Here is a 25,552-nt window from a genome sequence, read left to right as displayed (position 1 = left end):
CGAGAAAAGGTTGTGGCGTGGATTTTCACAACAGCAGGCCGGAGAAACTGGTCAGGATGAGCGCAACGGCGCTGTGTCATGCAGGCATTCCTGGCCCTGTTCGATCAACTGGATCAGCTCACGGGAACAACCGCCAAAGTGGCGAGCTTGGTGAATCATTTCAAATCCGTTCCCGTTGAGGATGCCGCCTGGGCCTTAACGCTGTTGCTCGGTAAACGACGACGACGTCTGATTACAGGTCGACGTCTGCGAGAGATTCTTCGTGATCATGGCGACTTACCGGAATGGTTGATCAACGACTGCCATGGCCAAGTGGGAGATTCCGCGGAAACGATCAGCTTGCTTTGGCCGTGCGTGAAGGAACGGATTGCTCCAATGCACGTGGATCTTCCTGCGATCAGAGCAGATCGGCCACTGCATTGGTGGATGGAAATCCTGCTCCCATCCATCGCCACCCTAAAAGAGGCCAACCAAGCTGAAGCAGTCCTGGCCCTGTGGCAGGCGACACCAGATAACGATCATTTCATGATCAACAAACTGATGACGGGTGGTTTCCGCGTGGGCGTTTCCACCGGACTAATCAGCAGAGCAATCGCAGAGGCCTTTGAGCTTGAGGAGAGCCTGGTGGTGCAACGCTTAATGGGGGGATTTGAACCCTCAGGCGCAAACTTTCGGAATATCACAGCACCAGCCTGTGAAGAAGAACAGCGATCAAGTGGCAAGCCATATCCCTTTTTCCTCGCCAGTCCATTGGACCGAAAACGCATCGATGACACCGACGCGGAAGAATGGCTGATCGAGTGGAAATGGGATGGAATCCGAGGTCAACTGATCCATCGCGGTGACTCGGTTTATCTGTGGAGTCGGGGTGAAGAATTGATCAACAACAGTTTTCCTGAGCTGATCGCAGTCGGAGCAGCGCTGCCACCTGGAACAGTTCTCGATGGAGAAGTGATCTGCTGGGAAAACGGTCAAGAGGCACCAATGGGATTTGACCAGTTGCAACGGCGACTTGGCCGAAAAACGGTGGGTGCAACATTGAAACGCGAATGTCCAGTTCGTTTCATCGCTTACGACCTGCTCGAGCTCGAGGCAATCGATATCCGAGAGCAACCGCTCCATGCCCGTCAACAACAACTCACTGATCTCATGGCGCTGCTCGAACATCCCGATCGATGGCGCTTCGATCAGAGCCACGCATGGACCTTAGGAAGCTGGCACGATCTTGATCAAGAACGGAACAGAGCGCGGGATCGCAAAGCAGAGGGGTTGATGGTCAAACGATCAGACTCGCCATATTTGAGTGGACGAAAACGAGGTCACTGGTGGAAACACAAGTTGGAACCGATGACTCTTGATGCCGTACTGCTCTACGCCCAAGCGGGAAGCGGACGTAGAGCCAATCTGTTTACGGACTACACATTCGGTCTGTGGGATAACAACACACCACCTCAACTCGTTACGTTCGCAAAAGCTTATTCGGGCTTGAACGACAAAGAAATTCTTGAGCTTGATCGCTGGATACGACGCAACACATTGCAGAGGTATGGACCGGCACGATCCGTCAAAGCCGAACTCGTCTTCGAGATTGGGTTTGAAGGAATTCACCCCTCCAAACGACACAAATCAGGGCTAGCCGTGCGCTTTCCACGAATCCTGAGGTGGAGGCACGATAAATTGGCAGAACAAGCTGATCGACTCATCACGGCGCAACAGCTGTTCGAGGAAAAACAGAGCACAGATACCAATGTGAAAACAGTGCGATCAGCCGTGGGTGGCAAGTCGTCCTGAGGCATCCTCTGCTCAATGATTCAAGAGACTCGGAATCGGAGATGAGCACATCTGATCGGGCAGAATCGAAAGAACAACCCAACATCCTGGATGGCGACAAAAAACAAATGCTGGATCTGGATGAGGGGTAACCCCCTGAAGGACGAGTCTTACTGGATGGCCGGCTGGACAGGCTCTGCTTCTGAGAAAGGCGGTGTGCGGATCGAGCACTTTGATTATGTTGCAAGCCGCGTACCTGAGTGGAGGGTGTCGTGGTCTGAACCGGAAGATTTAAAGAAAGGGCCTGATATCCCCACCAATGCAAGTTGGAAATTATTTCCGACAGATTAATCATCAGAACAAATCATACCAATGATCAAAGATCAAAAAACAAAGAACATCGGCGAATACGTCACCAATAGAGTTGGTCTAACCATAACATTTGAAAACTAGCAAGCATCGATGGCTGCTCTTAATCAATAGGGCTCAAAGTGATCTGAAATGAAAAATTCTTAACCGATCCAGGGATAATTAGAAAGTGAGTCCTTACGAACTTCAACAACATAGGTGTATGGATCGACCATGCCAGGAGCAGCGAAAACCTTGTATTCAACAGTGGAGGAATCTGCCGAAAAACTTCGAACACGTCGAAGGAAAACTGAATCATCCAATCCAGTGAGGTCATATTCATAATGCTGAGGAGAATCCATCCCGAAATGACCAAACATTAATCTCATCATAGAGAAAGCAAAGGCGAGCGCCAAGTTCGCTGCGATACTCAAAAAGCGTATTACTTGATACCTAGGTAAAAAAAGATTGAGCTTTTCCTCTGAAAGCCAAACAATGAACATACATTCACAACAGAAACACAGATTTTATGCGCACTCAAAAACAACAAATTCCTTCCCACCGCCACGAGACACTCCGCTATCAGCAATACAACCGTTCACGCATGGCCAGCCTGACTAGTCAGGCTTTTGAAGCAATCAAAGCAATTGAAAAACGAGAACAATTATCAGCAGAGCAGGCTAAGGAGCAACAAGGCAAGAGATCAACATAAGTGGTTAGGAAGAATAAACAGATTTTCCGTCTCCAGGGAGAAGCGTGAGGTCAGCTGCTCGAATCACCTCACCCAAACAAAGCTCAATATCTCCTTGATCGAGACTAATACCATAACTTTCGATGCTGAGAAGTGAGCCATTATCAGCTTTGTAATCATAAAATTGAGAAGAACCTTTTTGATTATTCGAGCGACCAATCGTTTGATATCGTGCAGATCCTTTTTCATCCAACCGATAACGCAAATCATTAAATTTTAAGGAGTCACGCAAAGGAAAACTCAAAGCAACGTCCTCTTTAGGCACAGGAACCATCCAACTAATTTCAAGCCAATCATCCTCCTCGACGCAAAGCCAAGCCACATCAGCCGAGTCTCTCAACAAATACTCGCGCCACTCATAATCTCCTTGCTCATATAAAAAGATTGATTCAACTACCCAGTCCTTGAATCCATATTGAACAATGTCACCAATCTCCAAATTAAATAAGTTACGTGTTTTTGGAGTCAGATCAGGCTTTGGTTTTTGACGGCGCTTTTGATTTTCTAAACCGACCACCCAAATCACAAGGGCGATAATAAGAAGAACAATAATTAAAGCAGTCATCAGAGTTGGTTGATCTGTCTTTGATATTCAACCAGAACGGGCCTCGAGAGTCGATTCGGAAGAACCGGATCAGATTCGGAAGGCCTGAAATCCCTTGGGAAAACAAAGATTTGGTCGAGTTGTGCAGCGTCGAGCCATCGCGCTTCAAAAGGAAGAGGACGAAAAGGATGAAACTCACCCGATCGATGCGCAAGCACAAATCCCCATGGGCCAAAGCTGGGGATGGTATGGCTGTAGGGCCTGGTCACAAGGGAGAGTTCACGCAAACTCGCTTCGATAGAGGCCAACACCCGCGGCGTGAAAAAAGGTGTACTGGCTTGCGTCACGATGGTTCCGCCAGGTGCAAGCAAGCGAAGAAGATTGGCGTAAAAAGCGACGCTGTAAAGACGGGCAATTGGAATGGTGTCGGGATCTGGAAAATCAGCAATTACAACGTCGTATGGCTCAACAAACTGGCGAATCAACGCAAATGCATCACCGACATGAACTCGAACACGAGGGTCATTGAGAACACCATTGTTGAGTGCCTTCAACTGAGGATGCCGTCTGGCCAATCTGAGCATGGCCGGATCAAGCTCAATCAGATCGACCCGATCAACCTCCGGCCAACGAAGAATTTCACGGAGAGCCAGTCCATCACCCGCACCGAGCAGGAGAATGCGCTGAGGCCGTGCGTGGGATGACATGGCTGGATGAACAAGCGCTTCGTGATACCTGTACTCATCAATACTTGAAAACTGAAGGTCGCCATCCAGATAAAGGCGAAGATCACCCCGACGTCTGGTTAAGACAATGCGTTGAAAACGTGATTGAAACCGGCTGATCACAGGATCGGCGTAGAAGCTGTCTTCAATTCGATTTCCCAAAGGGCCAAGCAACGAGCCGATCAGGGCAACCAAAGGCAGAAGGCAAACCGTTGGCCAACGCCAACGTTGCAACATCGGAAAATGAAGGCAAAGGCAACCAGCGCAACAGATCGGAACAACTGAAAGCAAACCGGCGGTAGGAAGCAAACCAAGCCAAGGCAGCAGGATCAAAGGAAACATCAAGGCGCCGATCAACGACCCCAAATAATCGAGAGCAAGCACCTGAGCGAGGGCTTGCCGAAGGCTCTGCTGCGTTTCAAGAAGACGCGTGATGAGCGGGAGTTCCATGCCACTCAACACACCAACAAAGACCGTTACAACAACGATGGCGGGCCAAAGTGGCCCATCCACAGAGAACAGGAGAAACAGTCCAAGAGGCCCAACAAGACAGAGGGGACAGAGAAGAAGCTCAACCTGAAGAAGACTGTTAAGGAGAATTTGATGGGGCCGCTGGACGTCTGCGATGAACTGGGTCAGCCAGGCGCCAAGACCCATGGAGGCGAGAAAGGAGCCAACAACAACACCGGTCGCAAGGGTGGCATCACCAGCGAGGTACGAGGCTTCTGTGACCAACAACAATTCGAGAACAAGCCCTACCGCAGATGAAACCATCGCGGTCACAAGCAACGCTCGGACTTGTCGGGTTGAGAAAATGACCGAGGTCACTTCACTCCTGAACGGGGCCCACGGCCGGAAAATCCTGATGCTGTACCGCGTGGGCTTGTAGAAACCCAAACACCATTGGTGTAACCACCGCGGTAGTAAACGCCACTGGAGCGATTCGATCCAGACGTGGTTGAACGATCACCGAGAGTTCCGACAGAGGGATTGGTCCTGGCGGACCAAATGCCCAGCCAGGACACAAACGCTGTCATCAGGATTAGAAAGAGACGGGACATCAGCTCAATTTTTGTGTTGATACAGGCCAGGGAACAACGACTTTATCTCGAAGATCAAGATCAAACCATTCCAATTCAGCAATATCACTAACAGTTTCAGGAATATCAATACGAAAACGGAGATTTTCAACTTGATCAAGTTGATAATAAACAGATGGGAATTTAAGGTCAAAAGAATCATCCTCTTCGGATTGCTTTTTAGATAAATAACCTGTTAAATCGCAGTTATTTCGCACAGCACCGACGGCATCAATCACCGAAAGCTTCATGTGGACGGGAACAAGATGATAACGATTTTGCGGACCAAAACTGGATGTAGTATTCTCAAAACGACAAGAGACATGAAGACTCATCAATCCTGCGGGATAAACTGCTCTTGTTTTCCTTGATAAAGCCATCACATCATCAGATCGCTCTTTTAAACGACGGCGACCCTGAAAGTAGCTGAGATGAAGAACCATGCAAGCAAGGGAAAATGAAACGATTAGTGTGAGAAAAAGAAGCCCCTGATTGCTGGAAGATGAGCTGATACGTACACTAACTGGTATGGATGCAGAGACAGGCTGATTTTGCGACGACAGTAAAGAATCAACGGAAAGTCTGACTGAAAAATTTCCTGACTCCCTGGGTTTGAATTTGAGCCAGAAGGAACGGTCAGATTCGTCATAGGTACCGGAATATCCATCCTCATACCAACTACCAGTTTCTCTCCAACCCTCCTTGTCTGCGTGCAACAGAAGCGTGCCTTTCGCGTCGAGGAGCTCAAGGGACATGTTGTAAGACGTATTAGCCGGTGGAACCGCGTCGATGCGGATCGTGGATACGTTTTTGCCGTTGGCGACAAGAGGAAACGGAGCGGAGGTCACCGGATTGTTCGGGCTTGGAACCGTGAGATCGAAGTCACGGTGTTCAGGCCCCCGAGAGGAACCAAGGCTGACCAAAACCCAGCAAGGGAAGAGAAGGATGAACAGAAAGGCTGGATTCACGGACGGGCGCTGAAACCACGGAATCCATTGGCGAAGGCCAGACGGTGAATCCATCGCACTCACGACGCTGGTAGGGTCTTAAAATACGCGATATCGATGCTGGAGTGGCGTGGAACTATTCATGACACAGCTGTTGCTGAGCCTCGCCTGGACGGTTGTGGGCATTGTGTTGGTGCTCGGAGGCACATGGCTATTCGACAAATTGACCCCCACTGACTATCGGGGTGAAATTCGAAAGGGAAATATTGCAGCAGGGATTGTATTGGCATCCGTCGTGATATCAATCACGGCCATTGTTGTCAGCGTAGTCCTCACATAAAAAAACCTATAAAGTCCAAAGACACAGCTCATTGGCCGTCAAAATCCTAGCGGTAGAGTAACACAAAATTAATTGAACTCACTAACAATAGAAATTACATCAAATAATACCTAAGAGTCAGTAGAGAAAGTTGGCTTCATTCCACGTCATCAAGATCGTAAAACATTATTCTCAAATGAATCAAGTGATTAACGTACTCGATTTCGACCAAGAAAATTGACCAAACACATGGGATAGCTCACAAAAAAATAGACACGAACTAACATCTCAGAAATTCAACAATCCGGGAGGAGCATGGACAACAGGTCTCTACAAAATTGCATGGGCATCAGCCGATGAAACTGAAAAAAGCATGGATATCAAGGGATGATGCAATTAGCTAATATAAATCGATAGATTACGAGAAGGAAATGACGAACAAGGAGCAGGAGGAAGACAAAGGCGATCAGTTGTACAAAAGTACGACTGAAACACAAGAAGAGGACAAAACATTAAAAGTACAACTAGCTCCAATCAAAGATTGGTTTAATTCGAAAAAATGGCAGCCAATGCCATTTCAATTAAAAACATGGAGAGCCTATCTGAATGGTGAAAGTGGATTAATACAGGTTCCAACGGGATCTGGTAAAACACTTGCAGCAGTCATGGGGCCAATCGCTCGTTACCTTTCAGATAGCAAACATCAAAAGGGGGTCAAATTACTCTATATAACCCCTTTACGGGCATTGAGCAGAGACTTAGGGATAGCGATACAAGAGCCAATAAATGAAATGGAATGGAAGATCAAAGTAGGAATACGCAATGGCGATACAAAAAGCAGTGAGCGAACACGTCAATTATCAAACCCTCCTGATATTTTAATCACAACACCAGAATCGCTGAGTGTATTAATCAGCAACAAAAAAGCAAGTGAAATATTTAAAGGTGTAGACACAGTGATATTGGACGAATGGCATGAGCTACTTGGAAGCAAAAGAGGAACACAAGCAGAATTATGTTTGAGTTGGCTAAGAGAAATGAATCACAAATTACAGATATGGGCAATTAGTGCAACGATCGGGAATTTGCAACAGGCAGCACGACACGCACTTGGAACAGATAATCAAGCAACACTCATCACAGGAGCTGCTACACGCTTAACAGAAATAAAAAGCTTGTTGCCAGATACGATTGATGGTTTTCCTTGGGCAGGACATCTGGGACTAAGGATGTACGAGGAACTAATCGCGGCAATGAACCCTGGAATCAGCACATTATTATTTACAAATACGAGAAATCAATCGGAGCGTTGGCATCAATGCCTACGTTTTGCATGCCCAGAGATGGAGGGTTCACTTGCGCTACATCACAGTGCGATTGACCGAGCAGAGAGGGAGTCCATCGAGGCAGCAGTCAAAGCTGGGGAGATCCGCTGGGTCGTATGCACAAGCTCCCTCGACCTCGGTGTTGATTTTCAACCTGTAGAACAAGTTGTACAAATCGGAAGTCCTAAAAATCTCGCAAGACTCCTACAACGGGCAGGACGTTCGGCCCATGTTCCCGGGGGGACATCTCAGGTCATTTTTATGCCCACCAATGCTCTGGAACTTCTGGAACTGAGTGCTGTACGTCGCGGATTGACAGAGGGCCTTGTCGAGAAAAGAAAACCGCCTAAACAGCCAATGGATGTTCTTGTGCAACACCTCACGACGCTTGCATGCGGACCAGGCTTCGAGCCAGAGAAAACATACAAAAGTATTATAAAAACAGAAACGTACAAAAATCTGTCAAGAAATGATTGGCAATGGTGTGTGACATTTTTAGAAAAAGGAGGAGAATGCTTAGGAGCCTATCCAAGATACAGAAAGTTAGTCTTCATTAAAGAAGAGAATCAGTATCGAGTAGAAGAAAACGCAATTGCAAGACTGCACCGGTTCAATATTGGAACAATTACAGCCGCTCCATCCGTAACAGTAAGATTTGTACGTGGAGCAGTGATAGGACATGTAGAAGAAACATTTATCGGGCAATTAAAGCCAAAGGACGTGTTCTTCTTTTCGGGGCGTCAATTGGAATTCGTTCGGCTAAAGCAAATGACGGCTTATGTCAAGAACAGCAAAAGGAAAAGCAAACTGGTTCCTGCATGGGCGGGTGGCCAGATGGCTTTATCGGATTTATTGACATACCATCTAAGACAGGAGGTTGATCGCGCCAGTAGGACTATCCATGACACTCCAGAACTAAAAGCATTAGAACCACTATTTGAAAGACAAAGGGACTTATCAATTCTTCCCAAAAATGATCAGTTTCTAATAGAGACATGTAACACACGCGAGGGAAGTCATCTTTTCGCCTATCCATTTGAGGGAAGATTCGTTCATGAGGGCATTGGTTTTCTCTGGGCTGCACGTTTAACAAGGCTTGAAAAAGGAACCATCACTGTTTCTGTCAATGATTATGGATTTGAACTGCTGGCTCAGAAGGGATATCCTATGAATACACTTTTGGAAGATTATGCAGATATTCTTTTTGAGAGTAATGATCTAGAAAAAGATTTATGCAAAGCACTCAATATGTCAGAGCTCGTCAAGCGGAGGTTTCGAAGCATATGTCAAATATCCGGTCTTATGAATCAAGGCTTCCCCGGTTCCAATAAAACGACAGGTCAACTTCAAATCAGTGCAACATTACTCTATGATGTATTTTCAAAACATGAACCAAAGAACAAACTTCTTGAGCAAGCAAGACATGAGGTCCTCAACGATCAACTTGAGATATCAAGATTAAAATCTGCTCTCGAACGAGGACAAAAGCAAGAATGGATTCATGCGCATACAGCAAGACCAGGGCCGTTGGCATTCCCCTTGCTCGTAGAGAGACTCAACAACCGAATGAGTAATGAAAGTGTATTGGAACGCGTCATGCGAATGAAAGCAGAGGCGGAAAAGAGAGAGGCATAAAGTTGATACAAAAAAACATAGACATCATGAGAAAACCCGTCCAAAATATAATGGTTTGAATAATAATCAGCGACAAAATCACAGATGCGAACAAAGATCAGGCGAAGCTGACATAGAAATGCTATAAAACCAGAAACAACTACCCTAAAGAAAAGCCTTACAACTATGAATTCCATCGACATTTTAGAGATCATCTGCAAGGAAGAAAATTTTCGAGAACATTTTAACAATGAACAACTAGAAAAATTCGCCAAACATTTATCTATCAGAGAGATTAGTGACAACCAAATAATCATCAAAGAGTCAGAGCCTGCATACAGCTTGATGTTTATTCTGAAAGGAAAAGCCAGAGCAATTCAAAATGAAACTCAAATAAAAATCATAGGAACAGGAGGGGTCTTTGGTGAATCAATGTTTTCACCAGAGGCAATACGTATAGCAACAGTTCAAGCCATAGAACCGTGTATTGCTGCTGTATTTACCCTGGAAGATTATACAGATTTTGTACACGAAGATAACGCAACAGCCACACAATTTGCAGAATATTTTAGAGCTGTACATCACGCTAGGCAAGAAAGAAACAAGGGGTTGTACTACGTCGACCATACAAAATATTTGGCATTGATTGCCCACAACGAGATGAAGGAAAGCCTTATGGAGTTCGCGAAAAATCATATTAATGAAATCGAAAACTTTCCACTAATTGCAACGGGAACAACAGGCCAAAAACTATATCAAGAAACAGGTTTAATGTTGGCACAGAAAGTTCAATCTGGGCCACTAGGCGGAGACCAAGCTGTTGGGAAACTAATCTCCACTAGCAACATATGTGGAGTTATTTTCTTTCGAGACCCACTCTCGGCCCATCCGCACCATGCAGACATTGAAGCATTGGGACGTCTATGCGACGTTTATCAAGTTCCATTCGCAACGAATCCAAAAACAGCTGAGGCTGTTCTGATGTACCTGCAGGAAAATCACGATCATGAAAAAACAATTACCAATCGTGTCTTAGACAACTACAGGAGAGGGCAAAAGAAAGTGCTACAGTCTTAGAGAATTATTGATAGATAATTTCAAAATATATCCTCAAATCAACAAAAGAGCAGACTTCCTAGAAAGTTCAACTTAGCCTGTCTATCATGAAAACCAAACAAAGATGATTCAAGCATCCACTAGAAACACAAAATCATTCAGATTGTATTTGGCCATATTTATAATGATCATTACACCATTAACTCAGAAGGTGGAAGCAAAGACAAATGGATCAGCTCAGGCTGAAGGGCCAACAGAAGAGTTCGCAACAGGAGAAGCCATGAGGAGAAAACCGAAAAATGCCATCATTGAGAACACAACATGCAAGACAATCGATGTAGCAGATGACACAAGATATAGATGTACTGTGATGTGGCGAATCAACAACGAGGAATAATAGGTTAGTGAGAAATAAAGTTACATCAATAAAATTAAGTGTCGTATAGCTCTACAAGTAAAAGCTACATGCCTCAAATCATCTAGGAGTTGCTATTCCAAAAACAATCGACAGCAATGCGACCTTCTGAAGGCAAGATCATTCTTCTGTTTATAAGATTTTCGACAATGGGCTCAGCAGAGTCTTGTAAAACAATAAATTTATAATTAATAATCGTCGACTCTTTAGGATTGAAAGCAACAGTGGCTATCCAAGTGTTTGAGTTAACGTATTCCATACGGTAGGCAGAGGAATGATTCCAATTACCGAGTTCATCGCATGATCCAATCAAGGCCATCGACTGACCAGGTTGAGTCGAAAAACCATTAACTTGGAAGACAACAACTAATTTTCCATCAACAAAAGCACCCTCTTTACTGATGACAATGGCCGTACAAGGATTAATAACGTAATCCCTAATCGATCTATTTTTAATCAAAACAGGATATCCCGTTAATCGACAAATATAAGAACCATCTTCCATGTTGAGATTATCTACATTAGCAACATGTGATTGGTCGGATTTATTCATCATGACTAGAACAGAGGAATCCCGGAAATTTCGTGTATAAACATAAAAATTGTCATTAATCCAAGCCGAATGATGAGAACCAAATGCTAATGCCTGGTTACATTCGCGTAATTCGAGAAGATTTTGGACAAGGCTAAATGAATGAGAACTTGTATCCCAATGCTCCATCATTGGTCTATTGTACGGATCCTGACCACCATTTGTGTTGTCGTTTAAATATTGCTCAGTCCCATAGAATAAACAAGGGACACCTCGCAAAGTAAGCAATAAAACCAATGCCAGATCTAATTTGCGTACGTCGGGAACAACCGAAAGAAATCTTGGCATATCATGATTATCGATAAAAGTAACCAGTTCATTCGCACGATGGTAAACGTGATCGTAATTTAATATTCTCTCCACTTGGTAGAAACCCCCAGGCTCTTGACCGGAGAAACAAAAGCGAATTCCATCACAAAGACCAAAGTCGAGAATAGACATTCCAATATTATTTGCATAATCAACAGAACGTTGCTCCCATGGTTTGCTAAAGCCATATTCACCGAACATAAATAAACCAGGCTTATGGCTTTTCATATCAGTTGTAAACTCCTGCCAAAACCATATCGGCATGTGCTTAAGAGTATCCACTCGTAAGGCATCAATACCTACATCAAGCCATGTTTTGATCGCAGATTTAATATAATTACGATAATCGATATTCTTTTCGTTAAATGTAGCCAAACCCATCATTTCCAAATGAATAAGTTGATACTCGTCCTCCCAATCTGTAATTTCTCCTTCGTGATAATAGAAGGACTGCGAATCGTTATTAAAATCGGCTAAGGGTTCTCCATCATCCCTCACAACACCTTTGCTACCATTAATTTCTGGAGAGCTATGGTTGCATACAATATCAAGAACAACCTTGATACCAGCATTATGGCAGGTATCAACTAATTTCCTAAGAGTATCTGATTCATGAATACTAGATGATTCGCCCACCTTAAGGAACCTCGGATTGATTCGTTTAAAATCGCGGGTCCAATAGCCATGCATAGGAGCACGACTAAACTGCAAATCACTGACTTGCTCAAACAGTGGTGACAGCCAAAGAGCAGTAACACCAAGTTTTTTAAGATAATCGATCTTGTTGATAATCCCCTGAAGATTTCCACCCCAATATTTACCCCAATCTTGTCTTGATTTATCGTACAAAGCTATCTCGCCCTCAACCTCTGATCCTTCCTCGCGGGGATCAGAATCAGAGTGGCCATCATTAAAACGGTCAACAATTAAAAAATAAATAACCTCAGATCGAAAATCAACCGGACTCTCAAAAAATTTGTGGTCAAGGGAGGCTGACGAATTGACTGAACTGCCTTCAGAAACAGACATTGATATACAGGTGCTTACTACAGAATGGCAGAAAATATGAATAAAACGATAAAAGAATCAATTTGTCATGAATGGAGTATAGGAAATGATGATTCCATCAATATGGATCAATGGATACAATAAAAAAGCTCATCCATACCGTCGGGCATCAAAACAAGTTCACAGAAAAAAGTGATCAATGGAGAAAAGCTGACAGCAAAATCAAGTCAAGGAATCGAAAAGGGTATTATTGGGTCCACTGTAAATAAGAGTTCTTGATGAAGGATTCTCCTGATCTGAAGCAGAAACTTTTTCTAGTCGTGTTAGGGGGTCGAGTGAAAGGCTGCCACATAGAAGTGCATGATGTTAGGTGGGTTGTCGGTGAAACAATAAAAGACACAATTTCGGAACTCAAAAAAAAATGGTGGGGAATAAAAAAAGGGTTGCACATCGACAGCTACAAAGAAATCAAAGCAGTGGATGGATACGAAATTAATATTTGTACAAGAGTGCCAACCGAGAGATCTATTCACGGATCGGTGAAACTCTGGTTTGTCAACATAGGTGCTTATGAGAAAAATAAAATGGCTGAACAACACGAGTATGGACTAGTTGTGGCGAATACATCCTTCTCTGCAAAAGCGAAAGCCAGGAAAAAGTGGCTTCATGGACTGGAGAAGCAACACAAGGATGACCTCCACGAAGTCAAGTCGGATGGAATTGACCAGCTTCAACTTATTGAAGGAAATGATGAATGGACAATAGAGTTGTCCAAAAAGAGCAATGATAATATAAAAGAAAACCATGCACCTGATTGGTATGGGTACTGGCCAATCTGATATAGAGGAGATATCTAATCTATGTATCAATCCAAAAACAATGTCTTAGGCAACCTTGTATGGCGATGGTTAAAGCGTAAAAGATAATTTAAAAAAAAATTTGGAAGATTATATTGATATAAACGCTGTCGAGTTAGATCAATGGCACTGATATTGATTATCATATTAAAAAACAGAAAGACCTTATTGTGGTATAATGTATGAGATTTATAAAATTCATGTTCAAAAAATTCCCAGCTGCTCGTAGGGTTTTAATTTATATGGTCTTAAGTTACGTTGCATTGGTGATTGTCAACAACAGTACCATTGAATATGAAAACATGTGGATTATTTACACACCCATGTTTATTGGTGTGTATGTGATTTCCAGATGGATTGACAGTCGCCTGGCAACGCAAGGCAAGAAAACTGAAAACGAAGCGCAAAATGCAATTGATCAGAAGGGCTTTGGTGACTGATATGTCAAAGCAGTACATAAACATAATATGAGTCCTCCATGAAATAGGTTAAAGTAACTAGTTAGTACGTTGAGTGGTCCGAAAAGGGAAGAGATAAGCTTGACAAGCTACTACCAACCGAATAATTTCCATATGCGTTTAGAATGCATCAATGTTCTGGACTCCTTATGCAGACTGGATCTACACAATCACAAGCTTGTCTGGCTTGATTGTAATATGTTGGTTTGTTCTTGATAGAAGTAAATAGAGGACGTTTAAAGATTAATAATGATCGAACAAAGATAGATTAATACGTGGAAGTAGATTGGCATCAGAATATAATCATGCAATTACCTGCAAAAGGGTTGACTTTAAAGTAGAATATAACTCCCATTGTTAGCAAAAAGTCAATCAGCAATGGCGCTCCACCATTCCTCAATACGTTCTGGAGAGCCATACCAAGGCTTGCCAAACAATCCACCGTGAGCAGTGTTTGGAAGAACGATTGGAATTGAATCCTCCAACAAAGCGGAACAAACGGGTACCAATCCATCACCAACTGAGCTTGAGTCTCCGCAGATCTGGCGATAGGACGAGGTGGCTGACAGCCGACTGAAAGAGGAAGACTGCGGACCCTGCAAATTCAGCTCACCAGCGATCGAGACATACTCAACGGTCCTCAACTCAGGGCAACCAGGAAATGTCTGGGAAACCAAGGACCTCAAAGACGTGGCACGCAATGCCTGATGAGGACTCCCAAGAGTGATCAGGTGGTTGCAGAACTCCTCTCCGCCATACGCCCTTCCGCCGAAGGCTTGATGGCTGAGATAAGGCCGAAGCATCACTCCACCAGAACTGTGACCGATCAATGTCACACGTCCTGTAGAGGAATCAGAATGCAGAGTGCGCACAGCAGCATCTACACGGTCCAACAAACGTATCCAGCCAGAGGATTGACTGGTTAAGAGCCAATCGAGACGTGAAACATGAACAACAACCACAGGTTGATTGATCTGGGAACGAAGCCAGTTCGCTAAAGGTTCATAGGCTTCATCCGTAATCAGAAATCCACCAAGGATCAGAACGGGTTGCTCTAGCGAGAATCGACGTTGCAAAGGATCATCCCTTTGACCCCTAAGTCAATCACATGGATTGACGTCCATGGATCAGGGCACATTGGGGAAACCGAACAAGCTCATAACAGCTGTGAATTCTACTGAATCCGGGCTCTAGGATCGTACTCAGAAGTTCATCATCAGACGACGCCTCAAGCAAAATTCGTTGGCCAAGCAACACGATGCGAAAATGCCAGGAATGAATTTCAGGAATTTTAAAAACCAAAGCATTCAGGCAAGTAAATAACACAATGGCCCAAAAAATCGAATCGTCCACCCCCAGAATCGAATAAGGACGTGAAAACATTGTGTAGAAGTGTTAGCATGTAAAAATACTTAGAATTAACCGACTAAACAGTGAGTGCTTATGCCTTCCACAACAGATGAGGAGTTTGTCAAAAACTACCCTCGGCCGCCTCAAATCATGTTCAGTACAGAAAATATCAAGGTGATCGCCTTAGGGGAAATCATAATTCAAACAAACCACAGCGCACGAATCCTAGAAACATATCACCCACCAACTTACTATTTCCCACCAAATTGTGTTAAGGAACAATTTCTAAGAAAAAACAACGTTCGCCCCTCCTTTTGCGAGTGGAAAGGCATTGCATCGTATTACAATATTAAAGTTGGAGAAAAAACAATCAATAACTCGATTTGGGCCTATCCAAATCCATCTGAATGTTTTAAAGAAATAGCTGGATGGTATGCAGTTTATCCACAATTAATGGACAGCTGCTGGGTCAACACTGAAAAGGTTGAAGCGCAAAAAGGTGGATTTTATGGTGGATGGATCACTTCTAGAATTCAAGGGCCATTCAAAGGTGATCCAGAACATCCCGAGTTGATCTAGGCAAGAGAACACTGAATTCTTAAATTCGGAAAAAGCAAGTGATCTAATAGACAGCGAGAAATTTACAATAAACTTGAATAGAAAACAAAAAACTTGCAGGATTCATCTATTTAAACTAGACTTATTTTTTATACAATTAAGAATGGCAGAGAATTCGTTAGCACATGCCCATTCAAGCCACGTTATGCCGGAAGACATGGAAGAACTTGCGCCCATGCCAGAGATCGATATCGTTTCGCCATCAGCAGATTGGCAGGGTCAACAAATCGAGCTTGATGAAGGTGAATATATAGGGCAATGGAAATTTGATCGAAAAGAGAAAGGGAAATACAAAGGCTGCAAAATACGTACTTATCGTTTTGACCTCACAAAAGATGGAGAAACAAAAAATGAAAACTTAAAAGGTGAATTTACAGTTCACTCCAGGAAATCAGGCAAAAGCATACGAACGCAGGTTGATTTCTGGCTCGATATGAATAGGAATGATGTCTATGAAGATGATGAGGTCATGATTTCAGTTGCAAAAGATGGTTTTAGAGTAAAAGACGCATTAACAGATTACACATCAGATGACTACAATGATGCTCTTAATCTTAGAAAAATAGAAGGAAGAGGAGCATTTCAATTTCAAATTGAAGAGTATCTCTTTAGAGCACCAAGGCTAACTTTTGAATCACAAAAATCAGATCGAGAAGATAGCTCGTTCGAAATCGACTTTGGAAGTGCGTACAATTATGAGGATTTAATCGTATGCTAGGGCAATATAAATTATTCCTTGCAACATATTGCCGCCAAAAATGGATCGCCTTTGCTGCCCATTAGACCCATTAATCCGGTTTTGTATGTGTCTTCCATAATCAGTTCTGAAGTTTTCCATCCCTGCGCAGTGGCAACCGAGGAGACATAGTTTAAGTGATCAAGATCACCATAGTCAGTCCAGATTTGAGGTGCCTTCGAAAAAAACATTCTGTTCGAAAAAGCTACAATCATCGATCCTTTTCGACGTGTGACACGATATAGCTCAGAAGCGACAGCTTCTGGTTGTTGCAAATACTGCCATCCAGCAACGATCAGTACGACGTCCACTGATTCATCTGTAAGGGGCAATTTTTGGTCTTTATTTAGATTTTGTAACCAGTAGGATTCAAAACGTGGATTCGAGGCAAGCTCATCCTCATTTAAACCATGACCAATAACCTTTTCGTATGAAATATCATCAGGGAGATGACTCACCCAACTGCTCATTAAATCGAGCACAACTGCGCAAGGGGGAATTCGATCTCTGTAAAGCTGAGTGAGGCGATTTCGAAAAGGCTGATCTAAATGATGGACAAAGCGAGGCTCTTGATAAAACAATTGATCATCACTAGAATCTAGTTTATAACGTTGTGAATCATCTAAAACCTTTAGGTAGCTCATAAGAAAAAAGAACTAAGCAACTCTAAAATAGCCAATGAGCAGCGCGAAACGCGAACGGATATAAATCTCCTCAGCAAAAAAATATTTCAATAGCCCGCGCCTTAAATTTGAGCAAAGTAGCTGAAAAACAGAGATTCATACTCGCTAGTACAAGAAATGATCTAGGACTCAAACGGAGCGAGAGAACAAATCCAATTGACTTTTTTGAACGTGTCAGTACGGCCAGGATAATCCTTCCATACGCCTCTAGGATCTTGACGCTGCAACAATCCTTTCCCACACAATGCGCGCATGGGAAAAATACGAACAACCCATTCTGGTGAAGGCAAGCGACGCATAATCAATGCACCGTTAAAATTAACGGTATCGGATATTCTATTGACATCTGCCAAATATTCAGCTGCAAGGACCTTCTCGCTTTGAAGAGATTCAACATAGATCCAGGCAGAATCTGTGAAGCGATTTGTACTCATTAATTCTTGACGAACCTCATACCAATTCGGTGGTTCCTCTTCCGGGACCCACTGGCTTGAAGAATGACCAACCGTTGGAGTGATCATGAAAAGAATCCAGAAGAGGATATTGAATCTGGAACGATTAAAAAGAAGCAACTTAAAAAAGCCAATATCATCAATATAACAGGGTACGTACCATCAAAATAAAGAATCCTTTTCTAAGTTAAAAACTTTAGATCAGAAAGGCAAAACACAGGAATTCTTGGTGATTCTTGTTTTAAACCTGATTAGAGTCTTGACGAAGTATCGGTTCAAGCTCTTTCTCTTCAACACGTAATTCAGGCAATGGATCCTTTGCAGGTTGAACGATAATCAAGCGTTCTAAACTCTTGAGAGCGAAGAGAAGGATCGGCCACAAGAGACGTTCTGAAACAACAACGGTGGTGGCCAATACAACAGCGAGTGTGTCTAGGGCTCTATTTGACATCGCTGCCATGAATCATACGCAGATTATCCAGAATAAATTACACGATTTTTGGTGGCTTAACATGCTATGTCACGAAAGTAAGCAGCTTCTGATCAAAATTTGAATCTGGGCAAAGTGAAAACCAAGCAAAAACACTAATGAAATGTTTGGGGCTACACCATTGGCGAAGCAACATATAGTAGCAAAATCATAGAAAGCAGTTATGATGAGTTTAAATTCCTGACGTCATGAATCAAGAGCAAAAAGACAAATTAATGGAAGATATTCAGAGTAAATTTGCAGAGATGAAGCCAGAAATGGCATCGCAAATAATCCTCGCAGAGACTCTCAAGTTATGCAGGAATATCATGGACATGACAAAGCTTCCCGTTAATCCAAAGGTTCTTGATCTTTTATTGAGTCAAAACCTTATCGATCAATCTGAACATCAAAGACTGATGGAAATTTTAGATCCAAAATCAAAAATTTAGCGGGCAGAGCAGCATTAGACTATCAAAAAAATTTAGGCAAAATTGACTTTAATCGCTACAATTGATCATATATAGCGATTCAGAAAAGATAGTGGTTCTGCCATCGTTTCAGAGAAACCGAGTATTCCAGTGTCAAAATAACTGTAGATGACATCATTCTCACTATTGAGAATGAATGTGGCACCACGTTGACAAAGCCATTGATAATTTGGAACATAAATGTTCCAGTGGGATATAACTTCTATCATGTTCTGTAAACGGACGGTCGCCAACTCAAATGGTCTTAAAAACTCATCTCCACCGATAAGATTAAACAGTGAATTGTGAATTCTTGATTGGGCACTGCGATCACCAATATACCCCCTTAAAACTTCTTTCAATGTTCCTGGAGAGCCAATACCAGCGCACATCAATAACAAATTAAACCATGGATTCAGTCCTGTTTTTAATCCCTCGTACAGACTGCAATCACGATGTAGTTTATTATTGGGTTCAACAACGACTTGGTCGCGAGGGAATCCTGTATAAACACAGAAGCGGTCAGCCCCCAAACAATCACCAATACCAATCAAAAGAACATTAATATCAGCCTGTCTTAGGCGATCTAAAGCTGGAACAAGAGCTTGAGCGTATTCGACAGAATCAAAATCTCCAAGTTGCCCACAGATAATAATAAGATTTTTTTGATAATCATTCGAGGAGGAATGCTTTGACAGGAATTCAAGCAGTGAAGTAGGGGCTAGCAAGTGATGCAAAGAAGCTGATTTTAATTTTAACCGATTCAGTATGAATGGCGCACCAATTTCAAACTCAATGCATCTTTGGACAAGAGAGAATACTAGATTTAGTATTTATAATCCACGAAGACAAACATGGCACATTGACGCCAAAGAAAAATACATACAGTCAAAAACTGGCAAGGGACAAGAAGTACATAAATTTCGTACGTCAAATACTAAAAGCATAATAATCAAACAGCGCTAATATTAAATCAGCTTTTTTCGATTATATTGACAGAAGAGGATCAACCGGAAAGGCTTTCACATGGAAGACAATTTGAAGAATGAGCCTTACAATCCAGACGACGAAAAGAGAGAAAATAAACAGGAGTAGGACATATCGAAGCTTTTTTGTCCAGATCACTGGTTGACCGAATATGGTTAGACCACAAAAGCCTAGAAGGGTGATAGCAATGGGCGGGCCCATAACGTGCCAATACAATGCCTCACCAAGTTGGCCGGTGAGGCTGTAAGAAATGGAACGTGTCAAGTAGCAACCAGGACATGGGAGGCCAGTTGCATGACGGATTGGACAAGACCAACCAGGCAACCATGAATAACGATCTCGTGCAACCAGGTAAAAAATGATCAAAGGGGTAGTCAACGAGATCCAACGACGTCGATAACCACGCGTTTGATGAGAATATTTTGGCCTCACAACTGCACAGGATGATCGACAGTGCATATGTTAGAGGTATGATCGTGAAAGTAGATTTAAATTGCATGAGTCGACATCAACCTATAGAGCATGTTAATCCCGCCCTAATCGTCGTCCTAACTATTATCACGTTCGGCCTGTATTCACTCTATCTACTTTACCGTTGGATCATTGCTCTCAATAATTTCAATCTTACTGACAAAAAGATGATGACACCAGGATGGGCAGTTATACTAACAATAATCACATTTGGAATCGCAGGAATTTATTTTCAATACGAAGTGGCTCGTCAGGCTCAAGCGATAGCAATGGAGGAACTCCCGAAAGGATTGTCACGATCAATGACACTACGTCCACCAAGAAAACATCTCAAAGAGATTATCTTATACGGGAGCATCGCAAGTTTTGCTCTATTTATTGCCTCTTCAGGAATATTGTCTTTAATTGCTTTCATTTTTGACATTTGGTTGATTCTCGAAATACAAGCGGCCATGGAATACTGCTTCGGAGCAAGGCCAAATGATATGTAATGTTCTAGGTATCACTTTGATCAACAGAAGCTCGCCGGCGTTCAACTTGTACAAAAATCAACCAAGCCAAACTGGATAAACCACCGCCCAGCCAGTCATTACGCAGTAATTCAACAATGGCAATTGTGCTTGCCCCGATCCGAAGACCACGCAACAGGAGATCAGTGATGGGCGGTGTGCGCCGTTGCTTGGATTCCATTGGACTCATCAGAACATCAAACCTGCAGTAAGCCCATGATCACAATTGATCAGATCCTCTCACGGGAGAGCAGCTCCCGTCGACAAGGCAGTGGTATCAGATCATCTGACCTGAACGGCGTCTGGTTGCTCATGCAAAACTGGACCCGGGAAGGGGCATTGCCACCTCCTGGAACAAGTCCTCTGTTGCGTTTGGTTGGCGCACAACTTCAACTGCAAACCCAGGACAACATCCTGAAAATCTGCAATCAGGTTTGCTTGGGGAGTCTGAAGTTGCGCTTTGAGGGAAAAGCCGAACTTAAAGGTGACAGACCGCTTTTGTTGTTTCGGTTTTCGACGCTGGTGTTGAATTTTGGTTCCATAACCCTGCTAAGAAAGGTGTTACCTGAACCATCAGCAAACAGAACCCCCTTTTTTGCTCTGATCGACCTGAATCGCCAAGATGGGAGTGATTGGCTTGCCGCAAGGGGACGGGGAGGTGGAGTGGCTCTATGGAAACGATTGGAGACGACAGAACAGTGAAAGCTGAAGTGGCCTTGGCCGTGCTCGAACGCGATGATTGCTGGTTGCTGCAGCTCCGTGATGATGATGAAAAAATCGTGTACCCGGGGCAATGGGGGTTGTTTGGTGGTCACCTGGAGCCAGGTGAACGGCCAGCTGATGCAATGACTCGGGAATTGAACGAAGAGATCGGCTGGAATCCACCTGGCCCCCTGCGGCACTGGTTTAGCCACGACGGTGGTGATCGAATAGCACACATCTTTCTGGGAAAACTGAGTGTTTCAATCTCAGAGCTATGCCTGCAAGAAGGCCAAGAGATCCAACTCGTCACTCTTGAACAGATTCGTCAAGGGCAGATCTGGAGCCATGTGTGTCAAGAAACAAGACCTATTGTCATTGGTCTAAAGATCGTTCTTGAACGCTGGATGGAAGGATTAAATGAATAATCAGATCTGGTTTGAGGCATTAAATGTTGAGATTAAATTTGAACGACGCTTTTTTTTCGAGAATCTAACCCTCAGTTTACGACTGGGTGAATCCACAGCTGTACTAGGCCCCAACGGTGCAGGAAAAAGCACTCTCGCAAAACTGATTAACCGGAATCTGTACCCCCTTGTTAAACCAGACAGCCACCTGAAGTTGTTTGGTGAAGAAGTTATCAATCTCTGGCAGTTGCGACAAAGAATCGGCACCTTGACCACTGATATGGAAAGTCGATTCCATCCAAAAACAACAGGTATTGACATTATCTTGAGTGCCTTTTTTGGTGCTACGCGTTTGGGACGAGACCAAGTTCCAAATCACCAACAGCTAGGATCTGTTGTAACGTTACTAAATAGGCTGAATCTAGATTCAATTAAAGAAGAACCTTTTGGTGAACTTTCAGACGGTCAACGTCGTCGATTGATGTTGGCTAGAGCAGTAGTGCATCAACCAGAGGTTCTGGTTTTGGACGAACCAACACGAGCCCTGGATCTTCAGGCATGCCACCAACTCCTGATAAATTTACAGGAGCTGTGTCGAGAAGGGACAACTCTTCTGCTAATTACCCATCGAATTGATGCCATCTTGCCCGAAATCGAACGGGTGGTTTTCATCAAGAAAGGAAAGATTATTAATGATGGACCTGCCGGGGAATTATTACGTGACAATCCTCTCAGCGACTTATACGAAACACCTTTATCCGTAGTGCATCATCAGGGATTTCATCAGGTTTTGCCCAACCGTTTCAGCTCTGTGTGATGCCCAGGCTCCTCAAGACATTAAACCATGAGAACTGCGAAGTATTCCATGACGTGGAGCAAATAGAAATGCAAAAATGAATTGCGCTGTTTGCACGAGCACGATGCAGCCAGCGGTTGAGCTATCGGTCCAATAGCTGATAAATACGCCCAAGACACTTGAAAGAACACTACTCAAAATTGCTAGAACTGTCATCCGATCAAAACGGTCCGTCAGGAGATATGCCGTAGCGCCTGGGGTAACCAACATCGCAACAACCAAGATGATCCCCACTGTCTGAAGCCCGACAACTGCTGCCAAGGACATCAGGCCTAGCAAGAGGTAATGCAAGAACCCTGTGTTGATACCAATCGAACGGGCATGAGTTGGATCAAAACAAAACAACATCAGGTCCCTTCGGAACACGAGGAGAGATACAACCACCAAAGCAGATATAATCAAGGTTTGATGAATATCTGATGCGGAAATTCCTAGGACATTTCCGAATAAAATATGCGTGAGATCAATATTGCTTCGTGTCTTGGAAACCATGACTAGACCGAGAGCAAAAAAACCAGTAAACACAAGACCAATTACGGTATCTTCCTTCACCCGTGATTTCTGTTTAACAAAACCGATAGCCGCCACTGAACCAACGCCAAAAACAAAGGCGCCCAACGAAAAAGGCAAGCCAAGTCCATAGGCAAGAACAACTCCGGGAAGAACTGCATGGGAAACCGCATCACCCATGAGAGCCCAACCCTTGAGCGTCAGATAACAGGAAAGCAAGCCGCAGACGCCGCCAACAAGGGAACTGACAAGCAGTGCCCGAACCATGAATCCATGACTGAGAGGCTCTAACAACCAATCCATAACAATGGTCTTTGACCAAAGCCTCGCTCGACAAAGATCATCCCACGGCAGCACGGAAGCCACGCCAAACCATCCAGTCAGCCAAGACGGTCAGTTCAAGACGCTTTGAAATCGCTCAGGTCGTCGTGATTGCACGCATCCAAACAGGACATTTGAGCCATCTGATCGGATGGCGTGACCGTCCTTGCTAACGGAACAGCGGCGATGCATGAAAAATGTCGCAGCGCTGTGGAAGGACATCAAGTGGAAGGACATCAAAACGTCTTCGCCAATCATTCGATGACAGCAGCTACCCCTTCCTTAGAAGGGACTCTTAAGCCATGGAGCCTTAGTGCAGGAACAGCACCTGCTGCACGACACTCAGTTCAAGACAACCATGGGACCCATCACTTGAAATCCACAAGAGATCAGCCGTGATTCAGAACTGGTGATCTGAAACAGGCGATGGGGAGAAGCAGAGAAAACATCTGTTGAAGACCTTCAATCCAGTGCATCGCGATGGAATGGGAAGGATTGTGATCATTCAGACAAAAGAACTGCTACAGAAGAGCCAGTTTTCAACATCCTGTTTCGCGTGCCGCGTGCAACGCTCCTCACTGCTCGACCATCGCTGAGACGGCTACCGACACGAGCCAGCCGAATCGTTCAGGCTGGGCTGCGACGTCTTCTGCCGGTCGTGTTCGCCGGGCAACGGTTAAGACGTGACACCAGAGCAGCCGCATCAGATCTGCTCGAGCAAATTGCTGCGAGTCGAAGGGGGGAATGCAATCTCCTAATTGCGTTCCGCCATCCCAGTCCCCGTGATCCACTAGTTCTGGCGGACCTGTTCTGGAATGCCCTACCGAGCGAAGCACGTCGGCAGGGGCGGATCGATCAGAAGCCTGTTCAATTGCGATTTCTGTATGACCGTGGGATCCCAATTTGGGCTGGACCGATCATTGGATGGTTGCTGCAGCGCAGCGGAGGCATCGCCATCCATCGTGGACGACTGGATCGTCCTGCCCTGAAACAGGCGCGTGAAACACTCAGCCAAGGGCGGTATCCGCTGGTGGTGGCTCCAGAGGGCGCCACCAATAATCTTTCGGAGGAGATGGCGCCTCTGGAGCCAGGGGTGGCGCAACTAGCCTTCTGGGCAGCCACTGATATGGAAGCTTGTCAGGACCGGCGGGATGTCCATGTCGTTCCTGTCGGCGTTCGCTACTGCTGGCGCCGACCAAATTGGTCCCACATTGATGCGAGGCTTGAAGGTCTCGAAGTCCACCTCGGACTCAATCGAGACCCCTCAAAGGGTCGTCGCGATCGATTGTTGGAGATTGGAATGACCCTGCTCGCAGCCCTGGAACAACTGGAACGAATCAAACCGGTTGCCGATCAGTCGATGGCCGATCGAATCGAGGACTATCGGCTGCATGGATTGCGTAAGGGCGAAAGCCATTTCGGGCTCAGAGCGAGTGGAACACTCCAAGAACGCTGCCGTCGGATTGAGCAAGCAGGTTGGGATCGGATTTACAGGGAGAATCTCGACCAACTCTCAGCGCTGGATCGCAGCCTGGCCGATTGGGAAGCCAGGGAAGCTGATCAGCAGCTGACTCACATGCGTCTTGTGGAGCACTTCACAAGCATCAGCGGGCATTACATCAAGGATCAACCCAGTTTCGATCGATTTGCAGAAATGGTGGAATTACTGGAAGAAGCGATTGGATGGATTGAAGATAAACCCTGGAAAGGGAAACCATCGTTTGGACCTCAACGAGTAGTGATCACCGTTGCAAAACCGATTGCCGTACGGCAACGTCTTGATGAATACAAAAATAATCGGCGTGAGGCTGTGCAACAACTCACCGTAGATTTGCAACGTGACTTAGAGAGATTGATGTCCACAGACATTCCTAAAACACACGTTTCGGATTAATGC

General features: G+C 44.4%; 29 protein-coding genes. 15 read left to right on the top strand and 14 right to left on the bottom strand.

The window, feature by feature from the left end:
• Nucleotides 1–78: 78 nt before the first annotated feature.
• A complete protein-coding gene (locus SIB64_RS09240; protein WP_413439948.1) occupies nucleotides 79–1,791 on the top strand; it encodes an ATP-dependent DNA ligase in 1,713 nt (570 codons plus the stop codon).
• Nucleotides 1,792–2,282: 491 nt separating this feature from the next.
• Here the strand turns inward: SIB64_RS09240 and SIB64_RS09235 are convergent, their stop codons facing one another.
• The 5 genes from SIB64_RS09235 to SIB64_RS09215 form a co-directional block, all read right to left on the bottom strand.
• Complete coding sequence (locus tag SIB64_RS09235) at nucleotides 2,283–2,534, bottom strand: hypothetical protein (protein WP_413439947.1); 252 nt, start codon at nucleotides 2,532–2,534, stop codon at nucleotides 2,283–2,285.
• Nucleotides 2,535–2,834: 300 nt separating this feature from the next.
• Nucleotides 2,835–3,434 carry a DUF4178 domain-containing protein gene (locus SIB64_RS09230; RefSeq protein WP_413439946.1) on the bottom strand — a complete coding sequence of 200 codons (600 nt, stop codon included), beginning with the start codon at nucleotides 3,432–3,434 and terminating at the stop codon, nucleotides 2,835–2,837.
• The gene (locus SIB64_RS09225) at nucleotides 3,434–4,966 is read right to left on the bottom strand and encodes a polyamine aminopropyltransferase (RefSeq protein WP_413439945.1); all 1,533 of its coding nucleotides are present in this window, start codon (nucleotides 4,964–4,966) and stop codon (nucleotides 3,434–3,436) included. Before SIB64_RS09225 ends, SIB64_RS09230 begins: the two co-directional genes overlap by 1 nt.
• Nucleotides 4,963–5,199, bottom strand: coding sequence for a hypothetical protein (locus tag SIB64_RS09220; RefSeq protein WP_413439944.1), 237 nt, complete (start codon nucleotides 5,197–5,199; stop codon nucleotides 4,963–4,965). The genes SIB64_RS09225 and SIB64_RS09220 overlap by 4 nt, the downstream gene beginning before the upstream one ends.
• Nucleotides 5,199–6,185 (bottom strand): hypothetical protein, encoded by a 987-nt coding sequence (locus SIB64_RS09215; protein ID WP_413439943.1) that lies wholly within the window; start codon nucleotides 6,183–6,185, stop codon nucleotides 5,199–5,201. Before SIB64_RS09215 ends, SIB64_RS09220 begins: the two co-directional genes overlap by 1 nt.
• 121 nt (nucleotides 6,186–6,306) lie before the next feature.
• Here SIB64_RS09215 and SIB64_RS09210 point away from each other — a divergent pair, with 121 nt between their 5' ends.
• The 3 genes from SIB64_RS09210 to mgsA all read left to right on the top strand — a co-directional run bounded on the left by SIB64_RS09210 (nucleotide 6,307) and on the right by mgsA (nucleotide 10,499).
• Nucleotides 6,307–6,504 (top strand): DUF350 domain-containing protein, encoded by a 198-nt coding sequence (locus tag SIB64_RS09210; RefSeq protein WP_413439942.1) that lies wholly within the window; start codon nucleotides 6,307–6,309, stop codon nucleotides 6,502–6,504.
• Nucleotides 6,505–6,914: 410 nt separating this feature from the next.
• Nucleotides 6,915–9,443, top strand: a complete 2,529-nt coding sequence (locus SIB64_RS09205; RefSeq protein WP_413439941.1) for a ligase-associated DNA damage response DEXH box helicase — start codon at nucleotides 6,915–6,917, stop codon at nucleotides 9,441–9,443.
• Between the two features lie 165 nt (nucleotides 9,444–9,608).
• Complete coding sequence (gene mgsA / locus SIB64_RS09200) at nucleotides 9,609–10,499, top strand: methylglyoxal synthase (RefSeq protein WP_413439940.1); 891 nt, start codon at nucleotides 9,609–9,611, stop codon at nucleotides 10,497–10,499.
• A 458-nt stretch (nucleotides 10,500–10,957) separates the two neighbouring features.
• Here mgsA and SIB64_RS09195 read toward each other — a convergent pair whose 3' ends face one another.
• A complete protein-coding gene (locus SIB64_RS09195) occupies nucleotides 10,958–12,823 on the bottom strand; it encodes an alpha-amylase family glycosyl hydrolase (protein WP_413439939.1) in 1,866 nt (621 codons plus the stop codon).
• Nucleotides 12,824–13,080: 257 nt separating this feature from the next.
• Here SIB64_RS09195 and SIB64_RS09190 point away from each other — a divergent pair, with 257 nt between their 5' ends.
• Entirely contained in the window at nucleotides 13,081–13,641 is a 561-nt protein-coding gene (locus SIB64_RS09190; RefSeq protein ID WP_413439938.1) for a DUF1543 domain-containing protein, read from the top strand.
• Nucleotides 13,642–13,859: 218 nt separating this feature from the next.
• On the top strand, nucleotides 13,860–14,099 hold the full coding sequence (locus SIB64_RS09185) for a hypothetical protein (RefSeq protein WP_413439937.1): 240 nt from the start codon (nucleotides 13,860–13,862) through the stop codon (nucleotides 14,097–14,099).
• Between the two features lie 386 nt (nucleotides 14,100–14,485).
• Here the strand turns inward: SIB64_RS09185 and SIB64_RS09180 are convergent, their stop codons facing one another.
• Complete coding sequence (locus tag SIB64_RS09180) at nucleotides 14,486–15,193, bottom strand: esterase/lipase family protein (RefSeq protein ID WP_413439936.1); 708 nt, start codon at nucleotides 15,191–15,193, stop codon at nucleotides 14,486–14,488.
• A 424-nt stretch (nucleotides 15,194–15,617) separates the two neighbouring features.
• Between SIB64_RS09180 and SIB64_RS09175 the strand changes: the two genes are divergently transcribed.
• Both SIB64_RS09175 and SIB64_RS09170 read left to right on the top strand, forming a co-directional pair.
• On the top strand, nucleotides 15,618–16,046 hold the full coding sequence (locus SIB64_RS09175) for a DUF427 domain-containing protein (RefSeq protein ID WP_413439935.1): 429 nt from the start codon (nucleotides 15,618–15,620) through the stop codon (nucleotides 16,044–16,046).
• 196 nt (nucleotides 16,047–16,242) lie between these two features.
• Nucleotides 16,243–16,803 (top strand): hypothetical protein, encoded by a 561-nt coding sequence (locus SIB64_RS09170; protein WP_413439934.1) that lies wholly within the window; start codon nucleotides 16,243–16,245, stop codon nucleotides 16,801–16,803.
• An 11-nt stretch (nucleotides 16,804–16,814) separates the two neighbouring features.
• Here the strand turns inward: SIB64_RS09170 and SIB64_RS09165 are convergent, their stop codons facing one another.
• The 3 genes from SIB64_RS09165 to SIB64_RS09155 all read right to left on the bottom strand — a co-directional run bounded on the left by SIB64_RS09165 (nucleotide 16,815) and on the right by SIB64_RS09155 (nucleotide 18,416).
• Nucleotides 16,815–17,465 carry a class I SAM-dependent methyltransferase gene (locus SIB64_RS09165; RefSeq protein WP_413439933.1) on the bottom strand — a complete coding sequence of 217 codons (651 nt, stop codon included), beginning with the start codon at nucleotides 17,463–17,465 and terminating at the stop codon, nucleotides 16,815–16,817.
• A 161-nt stretch (nucleotides 17,466–17,626) separates the two neighbouring features.
• Nucleotides 17,627–18,025 carry a hypothetical protein gene (locus tag SIB64_RS09160; RefSeq protein ID WP_413439932.1) on the bottom strand — a complete coding sequence of 133 codons (399 nt, stop codon included), beginning with the start codon at nucleotides 18,023–18,025 and terminating at the stop codon, nucleotides 17,627–17,629.
• Nucleotides 18,026–18,197: 172 nt separating this feature from the next.
• The gene (locus tag SIB64_RS09155) at nucleotides 18,198–18,416 is read right to left on the bottom strand and encodes a hypothetical protein (protein ID WP_413439931.1); all 219 of its coding nucleotides are present in this window, start codon (nucleotides 18,414–18,416) and stop codon (nucleotides 18,198–18,200) included.
• Nucleotides 18,417–18,634: 218 nt separating this feature from the next.
• On the opposite strand from SIB64_RS09155, the gene SIB64_RS09150 reads away from it, so the two are divergent.
• The gene (locus SIB64_RS09150; RefSeq protein ID WP_413439930.1) at nucleotides 18,635–18,877 is read left to right on the top strand and encodes a hypothetical protein; all 243 of its coding nucleotides are present in this window, start codon (nucleotides 18,635–18,637) and stop codon (nucleotides 18,875–18,877) included.
• Between the two features lie 65 nt (nucleotides 18,878–18,942).
• Here the strand turns inward: SIB64_RS09150 and SIB64_RS09145 are convergent, their stop codons facing one another.
• Both SIB64_RS09145 and SIB64_RS09140 read right to left on the bottom strand, forming a co-directional pair.
• Nucleotides 18,943–19,623, bottom strand: coding sequence for an AhpC/TSA family protein (locus SIB64_RS09145; protein WP_413439929.1), 681 nt, complete (start codon nucleotides 19,621–19,623; stop codon nucleotides 18,943–18,945).
• 259 nt (nucleotides 19,624–19,882) lie between these two features.
• Nucleotides 19,883–20,341: a DUF2752 domain-containing protein gene (locus SIB64_RS09140; protein WP_413439928.1), complete on the bottom strand. Its 459-nt coding sequence runs from the start codon at nucleotides 20,339–20,341 to the stop codon at nucleotides 19,883–19,885.
• Here SIB64_RS09140 and SIB64_RS09135 point away from each other — a divergent pair.
• Complete coding sequence (locus tag SIB64_RS09135; protein WP_413439926.1) at nucleotides 20,326–20,844, top strand: DUF4234 domain-containing protein; 519 nt, start codon at nucleotides 20,326–20,328, stop codon at nucleotides 20,842–20,844. The two genes, SIB64_RS09140 and SIB64_RS09135, sit on opposite strands and share 16 nt — an antisense overlap.
• Nucleotides 20,845–20,848: 4 nt before the next feature.
• On the opposite strand, the gene SIB64_RS09130 is transcribed toward SIB64_RS09135, so the two are convergent.
• Entirely contained in the window at nucleotides 20,849–21,043 is a 195-nt protein-coding gene (locus SIB64_RS09130) for a hypothetical protein (protein WP_413442959.1), read from the bottom strand.
• Nucleotides 21,044–21,078: 35 nt separating this feature from the next.
• Between SIB64_RS09130 and SIB64_RS09125 the strand changes: the two genes are divergently transcribed.
• The 3 genes from SIB64_RS09125 to SIB64_RS09115 are packed head-to-tail and all read left to right on the top strand — an operon-like array spanning nucleotide 21,079 to nucleotide 22,785.
• Nucleotides 21,079–21,564: a hypothetical protein gene (locus SIB64_RS09125; protein WP_413439925.1), complete on the top strand. Its 486-nt coding sequence runs from the start codon at nucleotides 21,079–21,081 to the stop codon at nucleotides 21,562–21,564.
• A complete protein-coding gene (locus SIB64_RS09120) occupies nucleotides 21,534–21,989 on the top strand; it encodes an NUDIX hydrolase (RefSeq protein WP_413439924.1) in 456 nt (151 codons plus the stop codon). The genes SIB64_RS09125 and SIB64_RS09120 overlap by 31 nt, the downstream gene beginning before the upstream one ends.
• Complete coding sequence (locus tag SIB64_RS09115; RefSeq protein WP_413439923.1) at nucleotides 21,982–22,785, top strand: ABC transporter ATP-binding protein; 804 nt, start codon at nucleotides 21,982–21,984, stop codon at nucleotides 22,783–22,785. Before SIB64_RS09120 ends, SIB64_RS09115 begins: the two co-directional genes overlap by 8 nt.
• Nucleotides 22,786–22,797: 12 nt before the next feature.
• On the opposite strand, the gene SIB64_RS09110 is transcribed toward SIB64_RS09115, so the two are convergent.
• Entirely contained in the window at nucleotides 22,798–23,637 is an 840-nt protein-coding gene (locus SIB64_RS09110) for a metal ABC transporter permease (RefSeq protein WP_413442958.1), read from the bottom strand.
• A gap of 174 nt (nucleotides 23,638–23,811) precedes the next feature.
• Between SIB64_RS09110 and SIB64_RS09105 the strand changes: the two genes are divergently transcribed.
• Entirely contained in the window at nucleotides 23,812–24,054 is a 243-nt protein-coding gene (locus SIB64_RS09105) for a hypothetical protein (protein WP_413439922.1), read from the top strand.
• Between the two features lie 157 nt (nucleotides 24,055–24,211).
• Nucleotides 24,212–25,549, top strand: coding sequence for a 1-acyl-sn-glycerol-3-phosphate acyltransferase (locus SIB64_RS09100; protein WP_413439921.1), 1,338 nt, complete (start codon nucleotides 24,212–24,214; stop codon nucleotides 25,547–25,549).
• The last annotated feature ends 3 nt before the right edge of the window (nucleotides 25,550–25,552 follow it).

This window comes from Synechococcus sp. MIT S1220, assembly GCF_047303025.1.
Taxonomy (GTDB): Bacteria; Cyanobacteriota; Cyanobacteriia; order PCC-6307; family Cyanobiaceae; genus Parasynechococcus.
The sequence above is the reverse complement of the archived record's forward strand: the minus strand, read 5'-3'. Positions and strand labels throughout refer to the sequence as shown.